The 16,510-nt window shown below is 64.1% G+C and carries 14 protein-coding genes and 1 tRNA gene; 7 read left to right on the top strand and 8 right to left on the bottom strand.

Annotated elements, in window-relative coordinates; translation table 11 throughout:
- Positions 1-218: 218 nt before the first annotated feature.
- A complete protein-coding gene (glnA, locus tag GSQ83_RS07840; RefSeq protein ID WP_158802307.1) occupies positions 219-1,643 on the bottom strand; it encodes a type I glutamate--ammonia ligase in 1,425 nt (474 codons plus the stop codon).
- A gap of 85 nt (positions 1,644-1,728) precedes the next feature.
- The gene (locus GSQ83_RS07835; RefSeq protein WP_158802423.1) at positions 1,729-2,067 is read right to left on the bottom strand and encodes a P-II family nitrogen regulator; all 339 of its coding nucleotides are present in this window, start codon (positions 2,065-2,067) and stop codon (positions 1,729-1,731) included.
- A gap of 278 nt (positions 2,068-2,345) precedes the next feature.
- On the opposite strand from GSQ83_RS07835, the gene GSQ83_RS07830 reads away from it, so the two are divergent.
- Positions 2,346-3,560, top strand: coding sequence for an aminotransferase (locus GSQ83_RS07830; protein ID WP_158802306.1), 1,215 nt, complete (start codon positions 2,346-2,348; stop codon positions 3,558-3,560).
- A 37-nt stretch (positions 3,561-3,597) separates the two neighbouring features.
- Positions 3,598-3,673, top strand: a tRNA-His gene (locus GSQ83_RS07825).
- 64 nt (positions 3,674-3,737) lie between these two features.
- On the opposite strand, the gene GSQ83_RS07820 is transcribed toward GSQ83_RS07825, so the two are convergent.
- Positions 3,738-4,325 carry a biotin transporter BioY gene (locus GSQ83_RS07820; protein WP_216849969.1) on the bottom strand — a complete coding sequence of 196 codons (588 nt, stop codon included), beginning with the start codon at positions 4,323-4,325 and terminating at the stop codon, positions 3,738-3,740.
- A 164-nt stretch (positions 4,326-4,489) separates the two neighbouring features.
- Here GSQ83_RS07820 and GSQ83_RS07815 point away from each other — a divergent pair, with 164 nt between their 5' ends.
- From GSQ83_RS07815 to GSQ83_RS07805, 3 genes are all read left to right on the top strand, one after another.
- Positions 4,490-5,368 carry a cytochrome c oxidase assembly protein gene (locus GSQ83_RS07815; RefSeq protein WP_158802305.1) on the top strand — a complete coding sequence of 293 codons (879 nt, stop codon included), beginning with the start codon at positions 4,490-4,492 and terminating at the stop codon, positions 5,366-5,368.
- Positions 5,368-6,606, top strand: coding sequence for a 5-aminolevulinate synthase (gene hemA / locus GSQ83_RS07810; protein ID WP_371417979.1), 1,239 nt, complete (start codon positions 5,368-5,370; stop codon positions 6,604-6,606). The genes GSQ83_RS07815 and hemA overlap by 1 nt, the downstream gene beginning before the upstream one ends.
- 92 nt (positions 6,607-6,698) lie before the next feature.
- Positions 6,699-7,148 (top strand): CHRD domain-containing protein, encoded by a 450-nt coding sequence (locus GSQ83_RS07805; RefSeq protein WP_158802304.1) that lies wholly within the window; start codon positions 6,699-6,701, stop codon positions 7,146-7,148.
- Here GSQ83_RS07805 and GSQ83_RS07800 read toward each other — a convergent pair.
- The 4 genes from GSQ83_RS07800 to GSQ83_RS07785 are packed head-to-tail and all read right to left on the bottom strand — an operon-like array spanning position 7,132 to position 14,255.
- A complete protein-coding gene (locus GSQ83_RS07800) occupies positions 7,132-11,013 on the bottom strand; it encodes a glycoside hydrolase family 99-like domain-containing protein (RefSeq protein WP_158802303.1) in 3,882 nt (1,293 codons plus the stop codon). The genes GSQ83_RS07805 and GSQ83_RS07800 overlap by 17 nt on opposite strands.
- Before the next feature lie 48 nt (positions 11,014-11,061).
- Positions 11,062-12,609: a DHA2 family efflux MFS transporter permease subunit gene (locus tag GSQ83_RS07795; RefSeq protein WP_158802302.1), complete on the bottom strand. Its 1,548-nt coding sequence runs from the start codon at positions 12,607-12,609 to the stop codon at positions 11,062-11,064.
- A 5-nt stretch (positions 12,610-12,614) separates the two neighbouring features.
- The gene (locus tag GSQ83_RS07790; RefSeq protein WP_158802301.1) at positions 12,615-13,748 is read right to left on the bottom strand and encodes an HlyD family secretion protein; all 1,134 of its coding nucleotides are present in this window, start codon (positions 13,746-13,748) and stop codon (positions 12,615-12,617) included.
- Positions 13,749-14,255, bottom strand: coding sequence for a MarR family winged helix-turn-helix transcriptional regulator (locus tag GSQ83_RS07785; protein WP_158802300.1), 507 nt, complete (start codon positions 14,253-14,255; stop codon positions 13,749-13,751). It abuts the gene before it with no gap.
- A gap of 137 nt (positions 14,256-14,392) precedes the next feature.
- On the opposite strand from GSQ83_RS07785, the gene GSQ83_RS07780 reads away from it, so the two are divergent.
- The gene (locus GSQ83_RS07780) at positions 14,393-15,055 is read left to right on the top strand and encodes a glutathione S-transferase family protein (protein ID WP_158802299.1); all 663 of its coding nucleotides are present in this window, start codon (positions 14,393-14,395) and stop codon (positions 15,053-15,055) included.
- Positions 15,056-15,243: 188 nt separating this feature from the next.
- On the opposite strand, the gene GSQ83_RS07775 is transcribed toward GSQ83_RS07780, so the two are convergent.
- Positions 15,244-16,104 carry a DMT family transporter gene (locus tag GSQ83_RS07775; protein ID WP_158802298.1) on the bottom strand — a complete coding sequence of 287 codons (861 nt, stop codon included), beginning with the start codon at positions 16,102-16,104 and terminating at the stop codon, positions 15,244-15,246.
- A 130-nt stretch (positions 16,105-16,234) separates the two neighbouring features.
- On the opposite strand from GSQ83_RS07775, the gene GSQ83_RS07770 reads away from it, so the two are divergent.
- Positions 16,235-16,510, top strand: a 276-nt coding sequence (locus GSQ83_RS07770; protein ID WP_371417978.1) for an MFS transporter, incomplete at its 3' end; no start/stop codon positions are given.

The following is a 16,510-nucleotide window of genomic DNA, read 5'->3' as shown; positions in this document are numbered from 1 at the left end:
ACGGGAAGGAACTTAATTTCGGATTACGAGAGCCCAGGTTGTCGTCTCGATCTCCCGAGGCACACGGATTTGTTACTGCTCATTGCTGCATCGTTTTCAATTCATGCGGCGTTTTCGTAATAACAAGGAAGTATCAGACCGCCCAACCGAAAACGACGCCAAACGCAAAACGAGGGGCCGAAGCCCCTCATTTGTCGCGACCTAGGCGAAATGTCTCGTCAGGCGGAGTAGTACATCTCGAACTCGACTGGATGCGGCGTATGCTCGAAGCGGTACACTTCTTTCCACTTCAGCTCGATATAGCTCTCGATCATATCCTTGCCGAAGACATCGCCCTGCAGCAGGAACTCGTGGTCGGCGGCAAGGGATTGCAGCGCCTCGCGCAGGCTGCCGCAGACCGTCGGGATATCCTTCAGCTCCTCGGGCGGCAGGTCGTAGAGATCCTTGTCCATGGCGTCGCCCGGATGGATCTTGTTCTTGATCCCGTCGAGGCCGGCCATCGCGATTGCCGAGAAGGCGAGGTACGGGTTCGCGGTCGGATCAGGGAAACGCACTTCGACGCGCTTGGCCTTGGGGCTGGTCGTATAGGGGATGCGGCAGGAGGCGGAGCGGTTGCGGGCGGAGTAGGCCAGCAACACGGGTGCCTCGAAACCGGGGATCAGGCGCTTGTAGCTATTAGTCGAGGGGTTGGTGAAAGCATTCACCGCCTTGGCATGCTTGATGATGCCGCCGATGAAATACAGGCACATCTCGGACAGGTCGGCATAGCCGTTGCCGGCGAATAGCGGCTTGCCGTCCTTCCAGATCGACTGGTGGGTATGCATGCCCGAGCCGTTATCGCCATAGATCGGCTTCGGCATGAAGGTCGCCGTCTTGCCATAGCTATGGGCGACGTTGTGGACGCAATATTTGTAGATCTGCATCTGGTCGGCCATGGCCGTCAGCGTGGTGAAGCGTGTGCCCAGTTCGTGCTGGCTCTGCGCCACCTCGTGATGGTGCTTTTCGATGATCAGCCCCATCTCGCCCATGGTCGAGAGCATCTCAGCGCGCAGATCGACGTCGCCATCGACCGGGGCGACTGGGAAGTAGCCGCCCTTGACGGCCGGCCGGTGACCCATATTGCCTTCGGGGTAATCCTTCATCGAGGAGCCGGGGCCTTCGATGCTCTCGACCTGGTAGGTGCCGAAATTGCCGCCGGTGCCGAACTTCACGCTGTCGAAGATGAAGAACTCGGCCTCGGCGCCGACCACGATGGTGTCGCCGATACCCTGCGCCTTCACATAGGCCTCGACCTTCTTGGCGGTCGAGCGCGGGTCGCGGCTATAGCCCTGGCCGGTCGAGGGCTCGATGATGTCGCAGAACAGGATCAGCTGCGGCTTGGCGGTGAAGGGATCCATCACCGCGGTTTCCGGATCCGGCATCAGGATCATGTCGCTCTCGTTGATCGCTTTCCAACCGGCGATCGAGGAGCCGTCGAACATTAGGCCGTCGGCGAAAGCATCCTCGTCGATGGTCGAGACATGCTGGGCGGTGTGCTGCCATTTGCCGCGCATGTCGGTGAAGCGGAGATCAACATACTCGACCGAGTGCTCGTTGATCATGTCCATTACTTTTTGGACGGCCGCCTTGGTGTCGCTCGCCATTCTTGGATCCTTGATGCTGGAGAGAGAGTGCTAACAGGGTGCCTCGACTGCCGGTGCAGGCGACACTCCGAAGGGTTGTGCCGGTTCAGACAGCGTCCGCGCCACGCTCCCCGGTGCGGATGCGGATGACCTCTTCGACCGAACTCACGAATATCTTGCCGTCGCCGATGCGGCCGGTCCGCGCGGCGCTCATGATCGCCTCCACCGCGCGCTCGGCCAGGGCATCCTCGCAGACCACCTCGATCTTCACCTTAGGAAGGAAATCCACCACGTATTCGGCGCCGCGATAGAGTTCCGTATGGCCTTTCTGGCGGCCGAAGCCCTTGGCCTCGACCACGGTGATGCCCTGCAGCCCCACTTCGTGCAGCGCTTCCTTCACTTCGTCGAGCTTGAAGGGCTTAATAACCGCTTCGATCTTTTTCATCGTATCCTCGCCGGGGAGCGGCCGGACGCCGCCCCACCTTGTCATTGCGGTCATGCGATGTCTCCGAGGAGACGGCAGACGCCTCGGGTCTTCGCATGCTGCGATGCGGCCTGCAATGCGGCCCCCCGGTTGCGAACGAAGGAATCTTGGCGTCGGAAACCGCCAGCGCCACCTATTTGGGCAGACCTGCAAAACCTTGCCTTGTCCTTGGGCAAGCGGTGGGGATTGTTCTCCGCGAGAGCCCCCATCACTATGGCGGCTTGCGGCTGGAGGGTTAGGTGAAGCCAGGGAACACATTGCTCGGTCAGGGCGGGACGACGATCTTCACGGTGATGTCGGCGCTCGCGCTGACGCATCAGGCGATCAATCTCGGCCAGGGCTTCCCTGACACCGATGGTCCGGCGGATCTCATCGATGCCGCCGCCGCGGCCCTCCGGGACGGCCGCAACCAGTATCCGCCGCTCACGGGCGTCCCGGAGCTGCGCCGCCAGGTCGCCGCCGCGAACCAGCGCTTCTATGGCCTGGACTTCGACCCGGACCGCGAGGTGGTCGTAACCTCAGGCGCCACCGAGGCGATCACCGCCTGCCTGATGGCGCTGCTCGACCCCGGCGACGAGGTCGTGCTCATCGAGCCGCTGTACGATACTTATCTTCCAGTCGTCCGCCTGCTGGGCGCCGTGCCGCGCCTGGTGCGCTTGGAACCGCCGCATTGGTCGCTGCCGCGCGAGGCCCTAGCCGCCGCCTTCGGTCCGCGCACCAAGGCGATCCTGCTGAACTCCCCGATGAATCCGACCGGCAAGGTCTTCGACGAGGAGGAACTCGGCTTCATCGCTGACCTTCTGCAGCGCCACGACGCCTATGCGGTTTGCGACGAGGTCTATGAGCACCTGGTCTTCGACGGCCGCCGCCACCAGCCTTTGATGACGCTGCCGGGGATGCGGGAGCGTTGCCTTCGTATCGGCAGCGCCGGCAAGACCTTCAGCCTAACCGGCTGGAAGGTGGGCTACGTGAGTGGCCCAGCGGCGCTGACCGGGCTCGTCGCCCGCGCCCACCAGAACCTCACCTTCACCACGCCGCCGAACCTGCAGCGGGCTGTCGCGGTGGGACTAGCCAAGGACGACGCCTATTTCGCGGGTCTCGCCACTGACCTCGCGGCACAACGCGACCTGCTTGTGGACGGGCTGGAGTCCCTGGGCTTCCGCACCCTCCCAAGCGGCGGCAGCTACTTCGTGCTCGCCGACTATTCGGCGCTCGATCCGGTTCGCGACGATGCGGCCTTCTGCCGCCACCTCACCGAGGTCGCTGGCGTGGCGGCGATACCGCTTTCCGCTTTCTATGTGGATCGCGCGCCGGCCCATCATATCCGCTTCGCCTTCTGCAAGCGTCCGGCGGTGCTGGACGAGGCGATCAGCCGCCTCCGCCGTCACTTCTCCGAATTCGCCGAGGCCGGTGCGCCGGAGCCGGCGTTGACGGGCTCGGCGCGATCGTTTTAAAGGAGCCGCCCCGCCAAGATGCGGGGAAGATGCGATGGCGGACGTAGCTCAGTTGGTAGAGCGCCAGGTTGTGGTCTTGGATGTCGTGGGTTCGAAACCCATCGTTCGCCCCATTCGCAGCGGTTCATTATTCTAAATCACCACCCCGATCGACGCGCGGGCGTTGAATCCGCGTCTTCACGCGAATGCCGGCCGAACCATCGCGCCTGCCCGGTATAGCAGCACCGCCATCACCAGCTTCGTCGCCTCTGAGGGCAGGAACGGCAGCAGCCCGGCCGCGATCGCTTTCTGCGGGCCGATGAGCAAGCTCAGCCAGCCGATACCGCAGCCGAAAATAATGGCGGCCCCGACCGCGAACGCCAGCACCGTGCCAAACCACCCGCGCATCACTCCCTGCGCGCTGCACTGGCCCATGAAGCTCGCGGCGGCCAGGAAGCCAATGAGGTAACCAACCGTTGGTCCCGCCATATAGGCCAGCCCGGCCCCAGTGGCCAAAACCGGCAGACCGACGGCTCCCGCGACCAAATAGGCGCCGACCGTCGCCTCGGCCAAACCGGAACCATAGGCGGCGCCAAGCAGCAGCACGACGCCGCTCTGCATCGTCATCGGAACCGGCCAGAAGGGCAGGGCGATATGGGCGGAGGCGGCCAACAGCGCCACGCCGATCACCACAAGGACAATGCGCAATGGCCAGATCGCGACAGGATTGTCCCGAATGCTCATAGGACCCCAGCGGCGGTGGGCAGTTTTCACTCGCACGGGCATGGCCTAGTCTCCGGCACAGTTGCGGCGGGTCGCGACCGGGTTCGTTCGCGAGTCTGGAAGGCGGCTTTTGTTGAGGCAGTCATGCTGGCCGCGATGCACCGCCCGGACAAGACGTCAGGCGGGGCGGCAGGTCTGACGGGTAGACGGATCAGGAGCCGGACGGCATGCGGCGTCGCCTCGCAACACTACTCGGGCTCTGCGGCGTGATCGCCATCATGATCACGCTGGTCGGCTTCTCGGTGCCCCTCTACCGGCTGTTCTGCGAGGCCACCGGCTATAATGGCACCACGCAGCGCGTCACCAGCAACAACTCGAAGATCTCCGACAAGACCGTCACGGTCTTTTTCACAACCACCACCTCCAGCAGTCTGCCCTGGCGCTTCGAGCCGGTTCAGGACCACGTGAAGCTCAAGCTCGGGCAGGAGGCGCTCGTTTTCTTCCGCGCCACTAATCTATCCAAGGAGGACATCGTCGGCCGTGCGCTGTTCAACGTGACGCCGGACAAGGCGGGGCTCTATTTCAAGAAGGTTCAGTGCTTCTGCTTTACCCAGGAATTGCTGAAGGCCGGGCAGACGGTGGAGATGCCGGTCGATTTCTTCGTCGATCCGCGCATCGCGACCGCCGACGACACCTCGGATGTCGATCAGATCACACTGTCCTACACATTCTTCCGTGCGACCCACGCCAACGACATCAAGGATCTCACGCGCTTCGTCGGCGCGCCGCCGGACCCCGCAGCCGGCGAGAAACTCTTCATGCAGAACTGCGCCGAATGCCACCAGACAGGCCGCAACGCCGCCGGACCGCCGCTCGACACCATCTACGGCCACGTCGCCGGGAAGATGCCGGGTTACCCCTACAGCACCGTGCTGGCCGCCTCCTCCGTGGTGTGGAACACGCAGACTCTGGATCGCTGGATCGCCGGGCCTCAGGCGATGATGCCGGGCGCTCTGATGCCGGTCCATCTGGATGATGCGGTGGCGCGGCGCGACATCATCGCCTATCTGAAGCAGTTCGACAGCAAGCCGGAGGTGGGCGGCTGATGACCCAGCTTTCCGCCGGAGCGCCGATGAACGCCTTTCTCGCGCATTGTCGATCGCATCTCGCCGATGTTCGGGCGCAAGGCCGCTATCGGCAGTTCACTCCGCTCCAACGGGACGCCGCGCGCTTCCCGGTCTACGCGATGGAACGCGATGGCCAGCGGCGGGATGTTATCGTCTGGTCATCCAACGACTATCTCGCCATGGGCGTCGATCCGATCGTCACGGAAGCCGCCTGTGCTGCGGTCAGGGCATCCGGCGCCGGGGCAGGGGGCACCCGCAACATTGGCGGCACCTCCAGCCTGCACACCGCGCTGGAAACTGAACTCGCCTCGCTGCATGGCAAGGAGGCAGCTCTCCTCTTCAGCTCTGGCTTCGTCTCGAATCAGGCGAGCCTGAGCGGCATTCTTCGCGGCCTGCCGGACTGGCACGTATTTTCCGACGCGAAGAACCACGCCTCGATGATCGCCGGCATCAAGATGAGTTCCGCGATTTGCCATATCTTTCGCCACAACGATCTTGCCCATCTTGCCGAGTTGCTCGCGGCGGCCCCCACTGCGGCGCCTAAACTCATCGCCTTCGAATCCGTCTATTCGATGGATGCCGATATCGCGCCCGTCGCTGCGATCTGCGATCTAGCGGATCGCTACGGCGCGCTGACCTATCTCGACGAGGTTCATGCCGTCGGCATGTACGGCCCGCAGGGCGGCGGTGTCGCGGAACGCGATGGTGTCGCGCATCGCCTGACTGTCGTCGAGGGCACGCTCGCCAAAGCCTTCGGCTGTCATGGCGGCTATATCGCGGCGGATGCCGTCGTGGTCGATTCCCTCCGCTCGACGGCGCCCGCCTTTATCTTCACCACCTCGCTACCGCCGGCCGTTGTCGGCGGTGCACTCGCCAGCATCCGTCACCTGCGGCAGGACGCCCCACGCCGCGCGGCTTTGTTCGAGCGTGCCGAGACCATGAAGTCCAAGCTCGCCGCGGCACGCTTGCCGGTGCTGCCGTCTCCAAGCCACATTGTGCCGGTGGCGATTGGGGAGGCCGTGCGGTGCCGAGAGATCAGTCGCCTCCTACTCGAGCATCACGGGCATTACGCGACGCCCATAAACTACCCGACCGTATCGCGCGGCCAGGAACGTCTGCGGCTGACGCCCACCCCCCGTCATACCGACGCGATGATGGACGATCTCGTCGCCAGCCTGGGCCTCGCCATCCGGGAGGTAGACCGGCTAGCCGCCTGACTCTAAAGCGTCACGATCCCGTGATCGCCCCCTCAACATCACCGAGCAGGGAGCGAGATATTTTTATGAGTGCCACAGCAAGGATATTCGCGATGAAGCAATTTCTCGGCCGGCGCAGCCTCATGACCCTCGCGGCTGTGACGCTCCTCGGCGTCGGCGGTCTACTCGCCTCGGGCTCGGCTCAGGCTGCCGTTGTTACCCTCACCGCCAAGCTCATTCCAGTGACTGGCGCGCCTCCGACGGGGCTTGGCTACGTCACGGCGCAGTATGACGCGGCGACGCTTACGCTACAGTGGCACATCACCTATTCGGGCCTCTCCGGCCCGGTGATGGCGGCGCATTTCCATGGCCCCGCGACACCCGGCATAGACGCGCCGCCGGTGGTCCCGATCCCACCGCCGCTGACCAGCCCGATCGACGGCGCCGCCAAGCTGACGCTCGACGAGGTGTCGCAGCTTCTAGGCGGCCTCTACTACGTGAACCTCCATACGCAAGCCTTCCCGAACGGTGAGATCCGCGGTCAGGTCAACGTCCAGCCTTAGAAGACCGGGCGCGAGCCGCCCGTTTCGTTGGGTCGCGGAGGCGCGGGGGCATGCCTCCCGCGCCAAGCTGCTTCGAAACCTCCTCAAGATATTGCTTTTGACGAGCAATCCGCGCCGACTGCAGCGGTAGAAATCTAGCCACCGCCGCCTGCGCCGCCGCGATTTCCGCGACATGGCGATCCGCGTCCAGCAACCGCGTTACGCTCGCGCGATGCCGCCGGTGCCGATTGAGCGGCAACGCCACATAGGCAATCCGCGCGCCTGGGACCGACAAGACCTCCGCATACAGTCGCCAATCTCCCGCGACCATGAAAGTGTCGAGCGCCGCTTCGCATCGCTCAAATGCCGCCAGCAACGCCGAGCGCCGCCACACGACGGAACTTACATTGAGTATAAGATTTCGCTCGCTGAGGCACCGCTCCAGGAAGAGCCCGCCGGGAAACACGCCGTCGATCGTGAGGAAGCCGGGGGCAGAAATATTGTAGTAGTGCTGATAACTCGCCTCGATCGTTTCGCCCGCCTCGTCAATCGAGGCGCTGTCGGTAAACGCCATTACCGCCGCAGGCTCGGCATCTAGCGCGGCCACTGCCTTTTCGAGAAATCGCGGATCGCTGTCGTCATCCGCCTCCGCGATCCAGAGGTAGCGCCCGCTCACCGCTTCGGCGGCCTTGCGCCATTGCCGCAGCACCGCCCCGGAATTGCGCTCGTTTGGCAAAATGCGTAGATCGCGCCGCCAAGTTTCCGCCGTCTCTCGCGCTACGGATAGGCTGTCATCCGTGGAAGCGTCGTCGAGCAGCAACACCTCCCGAACGGGCAGCGTCTGGCCGAAGATCGCACCCAGCCGCTCGGGCAAGTATTGTGCATAATTATAATTGGGCACCGCGACCGAGACCTCCAGCAGAGTAGGATCGACATGATCCACGATGTCGCGCGCATAGCGGCCAAAATCGAAATACTCTTCGGCGATAGCTGCAAGCCGCTCGCGCCGATCGGCAATCTCCACGTCCGCGAGATCGCCTAGCTGCCGCGCCGCCAGCGCCATCGCCGCCACATTGCCCATCGGCATCGCTTCCCCGGCGACAAACTCGGCCAGCATCTCAGGCACACCGCCGGAACCGAGGAAAGCGACACTCGGCAGTCCGGCCGCAAGAGCCTCCAGCACCGTCGAGGGAAAGGGATCCTCCCGCGAGGTCAGCACAAAGACATCGGCGGCCGAAAGCAACGCCGCCACGTCTCGACGGAACCCGGCCAGGTGGAAGCTGCCGGCCTCCATCGCCGCGGAGATCTCGGGCTGAAGATAGCCGGTGAGTGTCGTGTCCAGCTTGCCCGCCCAAAGGCAATGCACCGGCTCGTTTCCGCCTTGACTGGCGCGCCAAAGCTGCAGGAACAGATCGAACCCCTTGCGCAGATCGCCATAACCCAAGCCAAGCAAGAGCCGCGCCCCCGCGGGCACGCCAAATTCCGCTCGAACGCGCAATCGAGCCGCAAGATCGAAGACGACCGGCTGGTAAACACCCTGCGGAAGAATGACCTCACCAACCAAATCCACCCCGGCAGGCGTGAGCCCGACGAAGGCGTTGCGCACAAAAGTCGAGGGGAAGACAGCGTGTTTCGCCGCTTCCACCGCCGACACCGCAATCCCCGTAAGAGACTTCTCGCGAATCAAACTCGGCAATTCGTGAACCAGCAGCACCGGCGCCACGCCGCGCTCCGCCAGCGCCACACAGGCGCGCCCCGAGGCAACGCTATTGACTATCGCGCTGGTAAAACCGCGCGCCAGCAACCCGTTGATCTCCCGCTCCAGATCCTTCGTGCCGCTCAGTACCGCCGTCGGCGCTTCGGCAGCATACTGGGCGAGCATTGGACCGCCGTCGAGCAGCAGGAATTCCACGGCCAGACCATGCGCCGCACGAAGTTTGCGACCAAGTTCGAGCAGCAGCGTCTGCGCCCCATGGCGATGCGCGTCATGGCCTACCAGCAGAAATTTCGCGCGATGATGCGGCGGCGCGGCGGCGCTGATCGCGCGGCTCGCCGCATTGAGGAAGGCGGCACCGAAATGGGTGTCGGGCTCCAGATAGGCGCCCTCGGCCCACTCGTTCCAGGCATTGATGCAGACGATCGCCTTGCCGAAGAAAGGCGCCGTGCGCGCGCGATCGACCAGCTCACTGACCCAGTGTTCGAAGGCGGCGGGCGTCGCGCCATGCACCACCATGCCTTTGCCTTCCCGCCGGGCATCATTGTCCCAGCCTGGGCAAGCGGTCTTGATAAGCGGGAAGGGCGGTGTCGGCTCGTCCAGCGATTGCCGCACGGCATCTTCGAAACGCACAATCTTGCCCTGAGCGTCCGGATCGAACCACATCAGGCTATCGGCGATCGACGGCAAATCGGCACAAAGCTTGTGCGGGGGAAACTCGACGGCACCATCCAGCCCGAACTCGCGCGGATCCGCGGCACCAAACCCCTGAGCCATGACCATCAGCGGATCCTCGCCGGTGATCCGCTGGAACATCTCGCGCCACCGTGCGATGGTTCCGGTCGCATCGGGAATGATGTTCGGGCGATAGATCATCAGCACGGGCCGGCCTTGCAGCCGGATATAGCGCGGATCGGCGAAATGGCGCGCGAAGCAGCGGATCAGCGACTCATCGTCGGACGGCCGATAGTCCTGCGAGATGAGTATTTCGGTTTCCAGACCGTCCCACCGGCGCGTCCAATTCTCATTCGCCCACATAAGGCAGAAAGGCATGTCGAGCGTGGGATCGGCGAGAAACCGCTCGATCGGGCTGTCCAGCAGACGTTCGCCGTCGAACCAGTAGAAGTAGAAGATGAAACCACCCAGACCGGCGGCCTTCGCCATCGCGATTTGCCGGCGCATGGTGGCTGGGTCGTTGAGATCGTAGAAGCCTAAGTCGCGCGGCGTGCGCGGCTGGTAATGGCCACCGAAGCGCGGCAGGCCCCGCGCCAGATTGGTCCATTCGGTGAAGCCCTTGCCCCACCACGCGTCATTCTCGCGCGTCGCATGAAACTGCGGCAGGTAATAAGCCAGCACCATCGCCCGTCGCGGCGCACCCGGTGGGAGTGGCTGGAATTCCTCGAAAAACTCGCCTGGCCGGGTGAAGCGGCGCATCTCCGCCGGGATTGTCTCCTCGTGCAAAGGGCGGCGCACGAAGACAAGATCGCGCTCACGCCTTTCCCGGTAGTCGAGCAGCGGATTGGCATCGGGCTGATTGCGCAGATACCGGCTCCGATAAAACGCCGTGTCGAAACTGGGAGAGGGGTCACGGTTCTCCCGAAACCCCTGCTCCATGAAATGGCTGAAGGGATCAACGCCTGCTTCAGCGACATCGGAATTCTCCGAGAGGTAGAAATTCGCGTCAAAGCCGGGCAGCGGATTGACCGTTCCGGTTCCGCGCAACCGCAGATAATGCGCGAGACACAACTCGCCCGATGGCGGGTTGTATGTCTGGCGATACCAGGCAGGGTCGAAAAGCGGTGAGGGTTTACGGCCTTCGGCCTCCCCATTGTCGATGTAGTGGACAAGGGGGTTGATGCCGTGGGCCTCGACGTCCCGGTACTGCGCGAGATACCAATCGGGCTGAAAGCAAAGATTGGGCTGAAATCCACTCTTGCAGCCCCGCTCGAACCAGTCGGCAAGCGCATCGACCTTGGGTCGAATCTCGTAGCGGAGCCGATACCAGGCTTCGTCGAACAATCCGCTTCGGCTAATCCCGTCAAGGGCTGGGTCAACGGGAGGCTTCCGCGCGCGCGCCACGCGGCGCGCCTGACGCCGAGCTTTATCGCCGTCTTTTGTCAGCCGATCATGCGCGCCATTTGTCATCGCCGCATTTATGGGAGAAAGTTGCATAACTGCAACTAACCATTAACGTCTCTGTGTTAGGCGGCGGCCGCGCCCTCAATCCATCGCCGCGTGAGCCGGCCCGTCCCCCGCGGGAGCCGGGGTCTTCGGCTTGCGCATGAGCAGGAGCAGTGCGGCGCAGGGGATAGAGGTCAGCATCAGCAGTTTGAACGCATCGATGTAGCCGATGATATTCGCCTGCCGCGTGATCATGCCGTCCAGCCGAACCGCCCCCGCGGCGGTCCGCGGGTCGATCGGCATGCCCGTCTGCAACGCATGCGCGAAGGGCGTGATGAAATAGCTCAGCACCGCATGCTCATATTGCCCCATCTGAGCCACCACCGCTGAACTCACCGAAGTGCCGATCGCCATGCCGATGTTGCGCGTAAGGCTCATTGCGGCAGCGCCGTCGCCGCGCAGTGTCGGGCTAAGCGTCGCGAAGGCAATCAGCTGCAGCGGCATGAAGACGAAGCCCAGGCCCGCGCCCTGCACGATGATCGCGAACAAGATGGATGAGCTCGCCACATCCGGCGTCCATTGCGTCATCCAGTACAGTGACAACACCAGCAGGATGACGCCGACCAGCATCTGCAACCGCGCATCGATCTTGGTCCCGACCCGCCCGGAGATCAGCATCGCGGCCATGGTCCCGAACCCGCGCGGCGCCATCTCCAGCCCCGCCTCGCGCACTGAATACCCCGACAGGCGCTGAAGGTAAGGGGCAAGCAGCGCCGAACTCGACAACAGCACCATGCCGACGAGGAACATCATTAGGATGGCGCTCAGCATATTGCGGTCAGTGAACAGCGCCTTGGGCAGCAGCGGCCGGTTCGAGGTCAGCATATGCACGGTGAAGAGGTAAATGCCGAGCCCCGCCACTACCGCCTCGACGATGATTTCCTTCGAGGTAAACCAATCCTGCGTCTCGCCGCGATCGAGCGCGAGCTGTAGCCCAGCCAGCGCGAAGCCGAGGATCACAAAGCCTGTCCAGTCGAAGCCGGGAACCTTCCGCTCACCCTCCTCGCGCATGAACAGCACGATCCCGAGAATGGCCGCGATGCCGAAGGGCAGGTTGACAAAAAACACCCAGCGCCAGTTGTAGAGGTCCGTCAGATAGCCGCCGAGTGTGGGGCCGAGGATCGGCCCGAGCATCACGCCCATGCCCCAGATCGACATCGCCGGTCCGCGCTGCGCCGGCGAATAGATATTCAGTAGCGTCGACTGCGACAGCGGCACCAGGGCGGCACCGAAGACGCCCTGGAGAAAGCGGAAGATCACCATCTCGCCAATGCCGCCCGCGATGCCACACAGCATTGACGTAGCGGTGAACCCAACGAGGCTCACCAGCAGCACATTCTTGGCGCCGAAGCGCGCCGTCAGCCAACCCACCGGCGCCGTCATGATGGCGGCGGCAACGACGTAGGAGGTCAGCACCCAGTTGATCTGGTCGGCATTCGCTGACAGCGTGCCCTGCATATAAGGCAGCGCCACATTCGCGATTGTGCTGTCGAGCGCCTGCATCAGCGTCGCCAGCATCACGCAGATGGTGACAATCGTGCGGGTTGCCGGGGTGATCCGCTCGTAGAGGGGGCGGGTATCGGCCATCGACATCAGGGAATGATGTCGCTCAGCTGGCGCTTATGGCCCGTGTCGATCGAGACCTCGACGCTCATTCCCGCACGCAAGTCCAGGTCCGCGGGCCCGCCAGTCACCTTCACCCGGATCGGAATGCGCTGCACGACCTTCACCCAGTTGCCCGAGGAATTCTCGGCCGGCAGCAGCGAGAATTGCGAGCCCGAGGCAGGTGAGATGCTCTCGACGACGCCGTTCCACTTCGCGCCGGGATAGCTGTCGACCGTGATCGTAACCGGCTGGCCGGGCCGCACATGGGTAAGCTGTGTTTCCTTGGGCTGCGCGGTGACGAAGACGTCATCGGTCGAAACCAGCCCGAAGGCCGCGGCCGAGGCATTGAGATACTGGCCGCGCTGAACAGCTTCGACATTGGTGACGATACCGTTGAACGGCGCCACAACGACGGTGTGGTCGAGCTGACGCTGCGCCTCGGCGACATCCGCCTGGGCGCTCTTATAGTCAGGGAAATTCTCGACCGACGAATCCGCGACGCCGCCCAGCCGCGCCAATTGCGTGCGGGCCTGTTCCTGGAGGGCGCCAAGCCGTGCCTGATCCGCGAGCAGCTTGTAATGCGCCGTATCATACTCGGCTCGCGTCACGCCGCCGCTGTGGATTAGGGAGGAAAACCGGCCGAAATCCGCCTGATCGCCATCGACCTGCGCCTTCGCCGTGTCCACATCGCGCAGCATCCGAAGATAATCCTGCTGCATCGCTGCGTAGTTCAGCGCGATTTGCGCGAGCTTTGCCTTCGCGCCATCGAGCATGATCTGGAAATGATGCTCGCCCAGGTGAAACAGCACCTGGCCCGTCTTCACATGGTCGCCCTCGTGCACCAATACCCGCGACACCAGACCGGAGACATCGGTCGTAACATTGAGTTCCGCGGCCTGGACGTAGGCGTCGTCGGTCGAAACGTAGCGGCCGCCGGTCAGCCACATATAGCCTGAACCGCCGAGCACTATGACGATCCCGCCCAGCATCAGCGGCAGCCTTAGGGAAACGCGGCGGCGGCGGACAGGCGCGGCCGCCGTGGTACGGCGGCTCTCCGGCGTCGGACCGGCCATCGTGTCGGCAGCCGCTTCCGAGCGGTCGCGGGGGGAAACCTGATCCATTTATGCCTCCAAGGCCTCGTCCTGCGGCAAAAGCGGTTCAGTTCGCGGAACTGAGTCGCTCGCCTGGGCGCGCAAGGCCGCCGCCACATTGCTTTTCGATCGGATGAGACCCTGCCGCAGCGTCTCCGCCATGGCGGGCGGAATGCCCCGCCCCACCAGTTCTGCGATTTCGGCGCGATGCAGGCCGATCTCGGCGAGATAGGGCTGCGCCGCCGGCAGCAGATGCACGCGCCAGACCCGGCGATCCTGATCATCCGGCTTGCGCGTCACGAGTCCGCGCGCCTCCAGCTTGTCGATCAGCCGGCCGACCGTGATCGGCTCGACCTCCATGAACTCCGCGAGATCGCGTTGCGAAAGCCCGGGATGGCGGTCTAGCTTAATGAGCAGCACCCATTGCGCCCGGCTCATGCCATGCTGCCGCGCCAGCCGATCGACATGGATGCCGATCATCCGGGCGGTGTCATGGATGAGAAAGAGGAGATCTTCCTCGAGCGGGAGATACGCCATTACAATCGTCATTATAACGGGCGTTACGATCTTCGCTCATCACTTTCCGTCATGGCTGCCATTGCGGCTGGTAACGGGTTGCCCGGGGCGGGTCGGGCATGGGATGGACGCGTATCGGGAGCAAGCGAGTATTCGAAATGTCTGAGGGACGATTGGTTATCGGCAACCGCCGCTATTCCTCCTGGTCAATGCGGGGCTGGCTCGCCGTGGCCTCCGCTGGCCTGGATGTCACCGAGGTGCTGATTCCCCTGGAGGGCGGCAATACGCCAGCCGTGAAACAGGCGAGCCCGAGCGGCCTGGTGCCCTATCTCGAACATGACGGGGCGCGGATCTGGGAGACCATCGCCATCATCGAATACTGTGCGGAGTTCCAGCCCTCGCTCTGGCCCGAGGACCGGCGCGCGCGCGCGATGGCGCGATCCGTCGCCGCCGAGATGCACGCCTCGTATCGCGACCTTCGCCAGTCCATGCCGATGAATCTCGGGCGCAAGGATTACGGCGGGCTGGGCCAGACGGCCGGCGCCTTGGCCGATGTCGGCCGCATCGAATCGCTCTGGGCCTCGGTCCGCGCCGAGTTTGGGGCGAGCGGCCCCTATCTTTTTGGCGCGCCCTTCACTGGCGCCGACATCATGTTCGCCCCGGTCGTCGCGCGCTTCCTGACCTACGAGCCGGTGATCGGCGATGCGAGCGCCGATTATTGCGCGGCGGTGCGCGCCCATCCCCTGGTTGGAGCCTGGTATCGCGGCGCGGCCGAGGAGCCGGAGGCCTGGCACCTGCCGAAGTATGAGGGGCTGGCCTGAGGGGTCGTTAGCGCCCGTTGGCCTTCGCCAAGGACGATGGTGGTCCGGGATCGAATGGACCATCATGGCACGCGAAGGCGTGCGGGGCACCCCGTGCCACCCGCGCTTTTCCATCGGCGCCAAGACGAAGGCGTGGATCCTCGGCCTTCGCCGAGGATGACGGCGGGTAGGGTCGGGCGTAGCTCAACCTACCCCGCGTTCACCAGCCCAACCCCCAGCAAGATCAGCGCGACCCCTGCCCATTGCCGCATGGCCATTCGCTCACGCAGCAGAATGAACCCCAGCACGGCGGTCAGTGCGCTGCACAGAGAACTCAGCACCGCCACGATCGCCACCTGACCCGTCGCGAGACCCAGCGCCAGGCTGATATAGGCGGTCGCCGTCAGCACCCCGTAGCCGAAAGTGAAGCCGAGCAGGCGTAGCGGCGGCCAGGCCAGGCTCTCCCGCCGGGCGCGCAGGAACACCAAAGCAATCGCGACATTGCCGCAGTAAGTAATGGTGAGCGGCGCCGCCGGTCCGAGCTGCGGCATCACGAAGCGCCCCTGGATCCATAGCGCGGTGCCATAACCCGCAGCAGCGGCTAGCGCCCAGCCTATCCCAGCCGTCTCCCGCCGCAGTGCCGCATCGTTCCGAGGCGCCGCTGCCGCCGCCGCAATGCCACCGATGCAAACAGCAATGCCCAGCGCCGGTAGCGCCGCGAGAGTCTCGCCGCTGAGGAGGGCGAGCACGGTCGAGATCGCGCCGTAGCTCGCGATGATCGGCACCACCAGCGAAAGAGCGCCCACCATCAGCGCCCGTGTCATCGCATAGGTCGAGAAGATGGAAAAACTCGCGCCGAGACAGGCCAAGACCCAAATCGAGGGCGGTGCCGCGGCGAGGCGGGGCCAGTGCGCCGTATCGAGCAGAAGCCACGACGAGATCACCAAGGCACCGGGCATCTGCCCGAAGAAGGTGCTGCGCCACGCGCCCAAGCCACGCGCCGAGAAGCGCGACAGGAAGTCGCCCAGACCCCAGCAAAGTGCCGCGATGAGACCAAAGGTGACCGCCATCCACCGCCTGTATGGTCTCGCCTGGCCCTTGTCACCTCCAGCCATTGGCAAGGCTGCTTCGCGGCTTCCCCCTGGTCGCTCCCGTGCGAGGCATGCTCTAGATGAACGCTCGGATGGAGCGCGTGCAGGCATGGCGGTGACCGCCCCAGTGATTGAGCAGGGCGTTCAGAGCCGGTTCGCGCGACACCTGGTGATTGCGACCGTGGTGCTCGCCCTGCTCGGGAGCAGCGCGCCTTCGCCGCTGTATGGCTTCTATCAGGATCGCTGGCACTTCGCCGCGACGGTCCTCACCGAGATCTACACCGCCTATTCGCTCGGCACATTGACTACCCTGCTGGTGATCGGCCGTGTCTCCGACCGGCTGGGTGACCGCCGCAGCCTGTTGCTCTTCGGCCTCGGAGCAGTA

The sequence above is a fragment of the Acidisoma sp. L85 genome, assembly GCF_009765865.1.
Classification (GTDB): Bacteria; Pseudomonadota; Alphaproteobacteria; order Acetobacterales; family Acetobacteraceae; genus Acidisoma.
The sequence above is the reverse complement of the archived record's forward strand: the minus strand, read 5'-3'. Positions and strand labels throughout refer to the sequence as shown.

Coding starts and splice junctions, on each gene's coding strand:
- glnA (WP_158802307.1), bottom strand. CDS start 1,643: ATGGCGAGCGACACCAAGGCGGCCGTCCAAAAAGTAATGGACATGATC.
- GSQ83_RS07835 (WP_158802423.1), bottom strand. CDS start 2,067: ATGAAAAAGATCGAAGCGGTTATTAAGCCCTTCAAGCTCGACGAAGTG.
- GSQ83_RS07820 (WP_216849969.1), bottom strand. CDS start 4,325: ATGCCCGTGCGAGTGAAAACTGCCCACCGCCGCTGGGGTCCTATGAGC.
- GSQ83_RS07815 (WP_158802305.1), top strand. CDS start 4,490: ATGCGGCGTCGCCTCGCAACACTACTCGGGCTCTGCGGCGTGATCGCC.
- hemA (WP_371417979.1), top strand. CDS start 5,368: ATGACCCAGCTTTCCGCCGGAGCGCCGATGAACGCCTTTCTCGCGCAT.
- GSQ83_RS07805 (WP_158802304.1), top strand. CDS start 6,699: ATGAAGCAATTTCTCGGCCGGCGCAGCCTCATGACCCTCGCGGCTGTG.
- GSQ83_RS07800 (WP_158802303.1), bottom strand. CDS start 11,013: ATGCAACTTTCTCCCATAAATGCGGCGATGACAAATGGCGCGCATGAT.
- GSQ83_RS07795 (WP_158802302.1), bottom strand. CDS start 12,609: ATGGCCGATACCCGCCCCCTCTACGAGCGGATCACCCCGGCAACCCGC.
- GSQ83_RS07790 (WP_158802301.1), bottom strand. CDS start 13,748: ATGGATCAGGTTTCCCCCCGCGACCGCTCGGAAGCGGCTGCCGACACG.
- GSQ83_RS07785 (WP_158802300.1), bottom strand. CDS start 14,255: ATGGCGTATCTCCCGCTCGAGGAAGATCTCCTCTTTCTCATCCATGAC.
- GSQ83_RS07780 (WP_158802299.1), top strand. CDS start 14,393: ATGTCTGAGGGACGATTGGTTATCGGCAACCGCCGCTATTCCTCCTGG.
- GSQ83_RS07775 (WP_158802298.1), bottom strand. CDS start 16,104: ATGGCGGTCACCTTTGGTCTCATCGCGGCACTTTGCTGGGGTCTGGGC.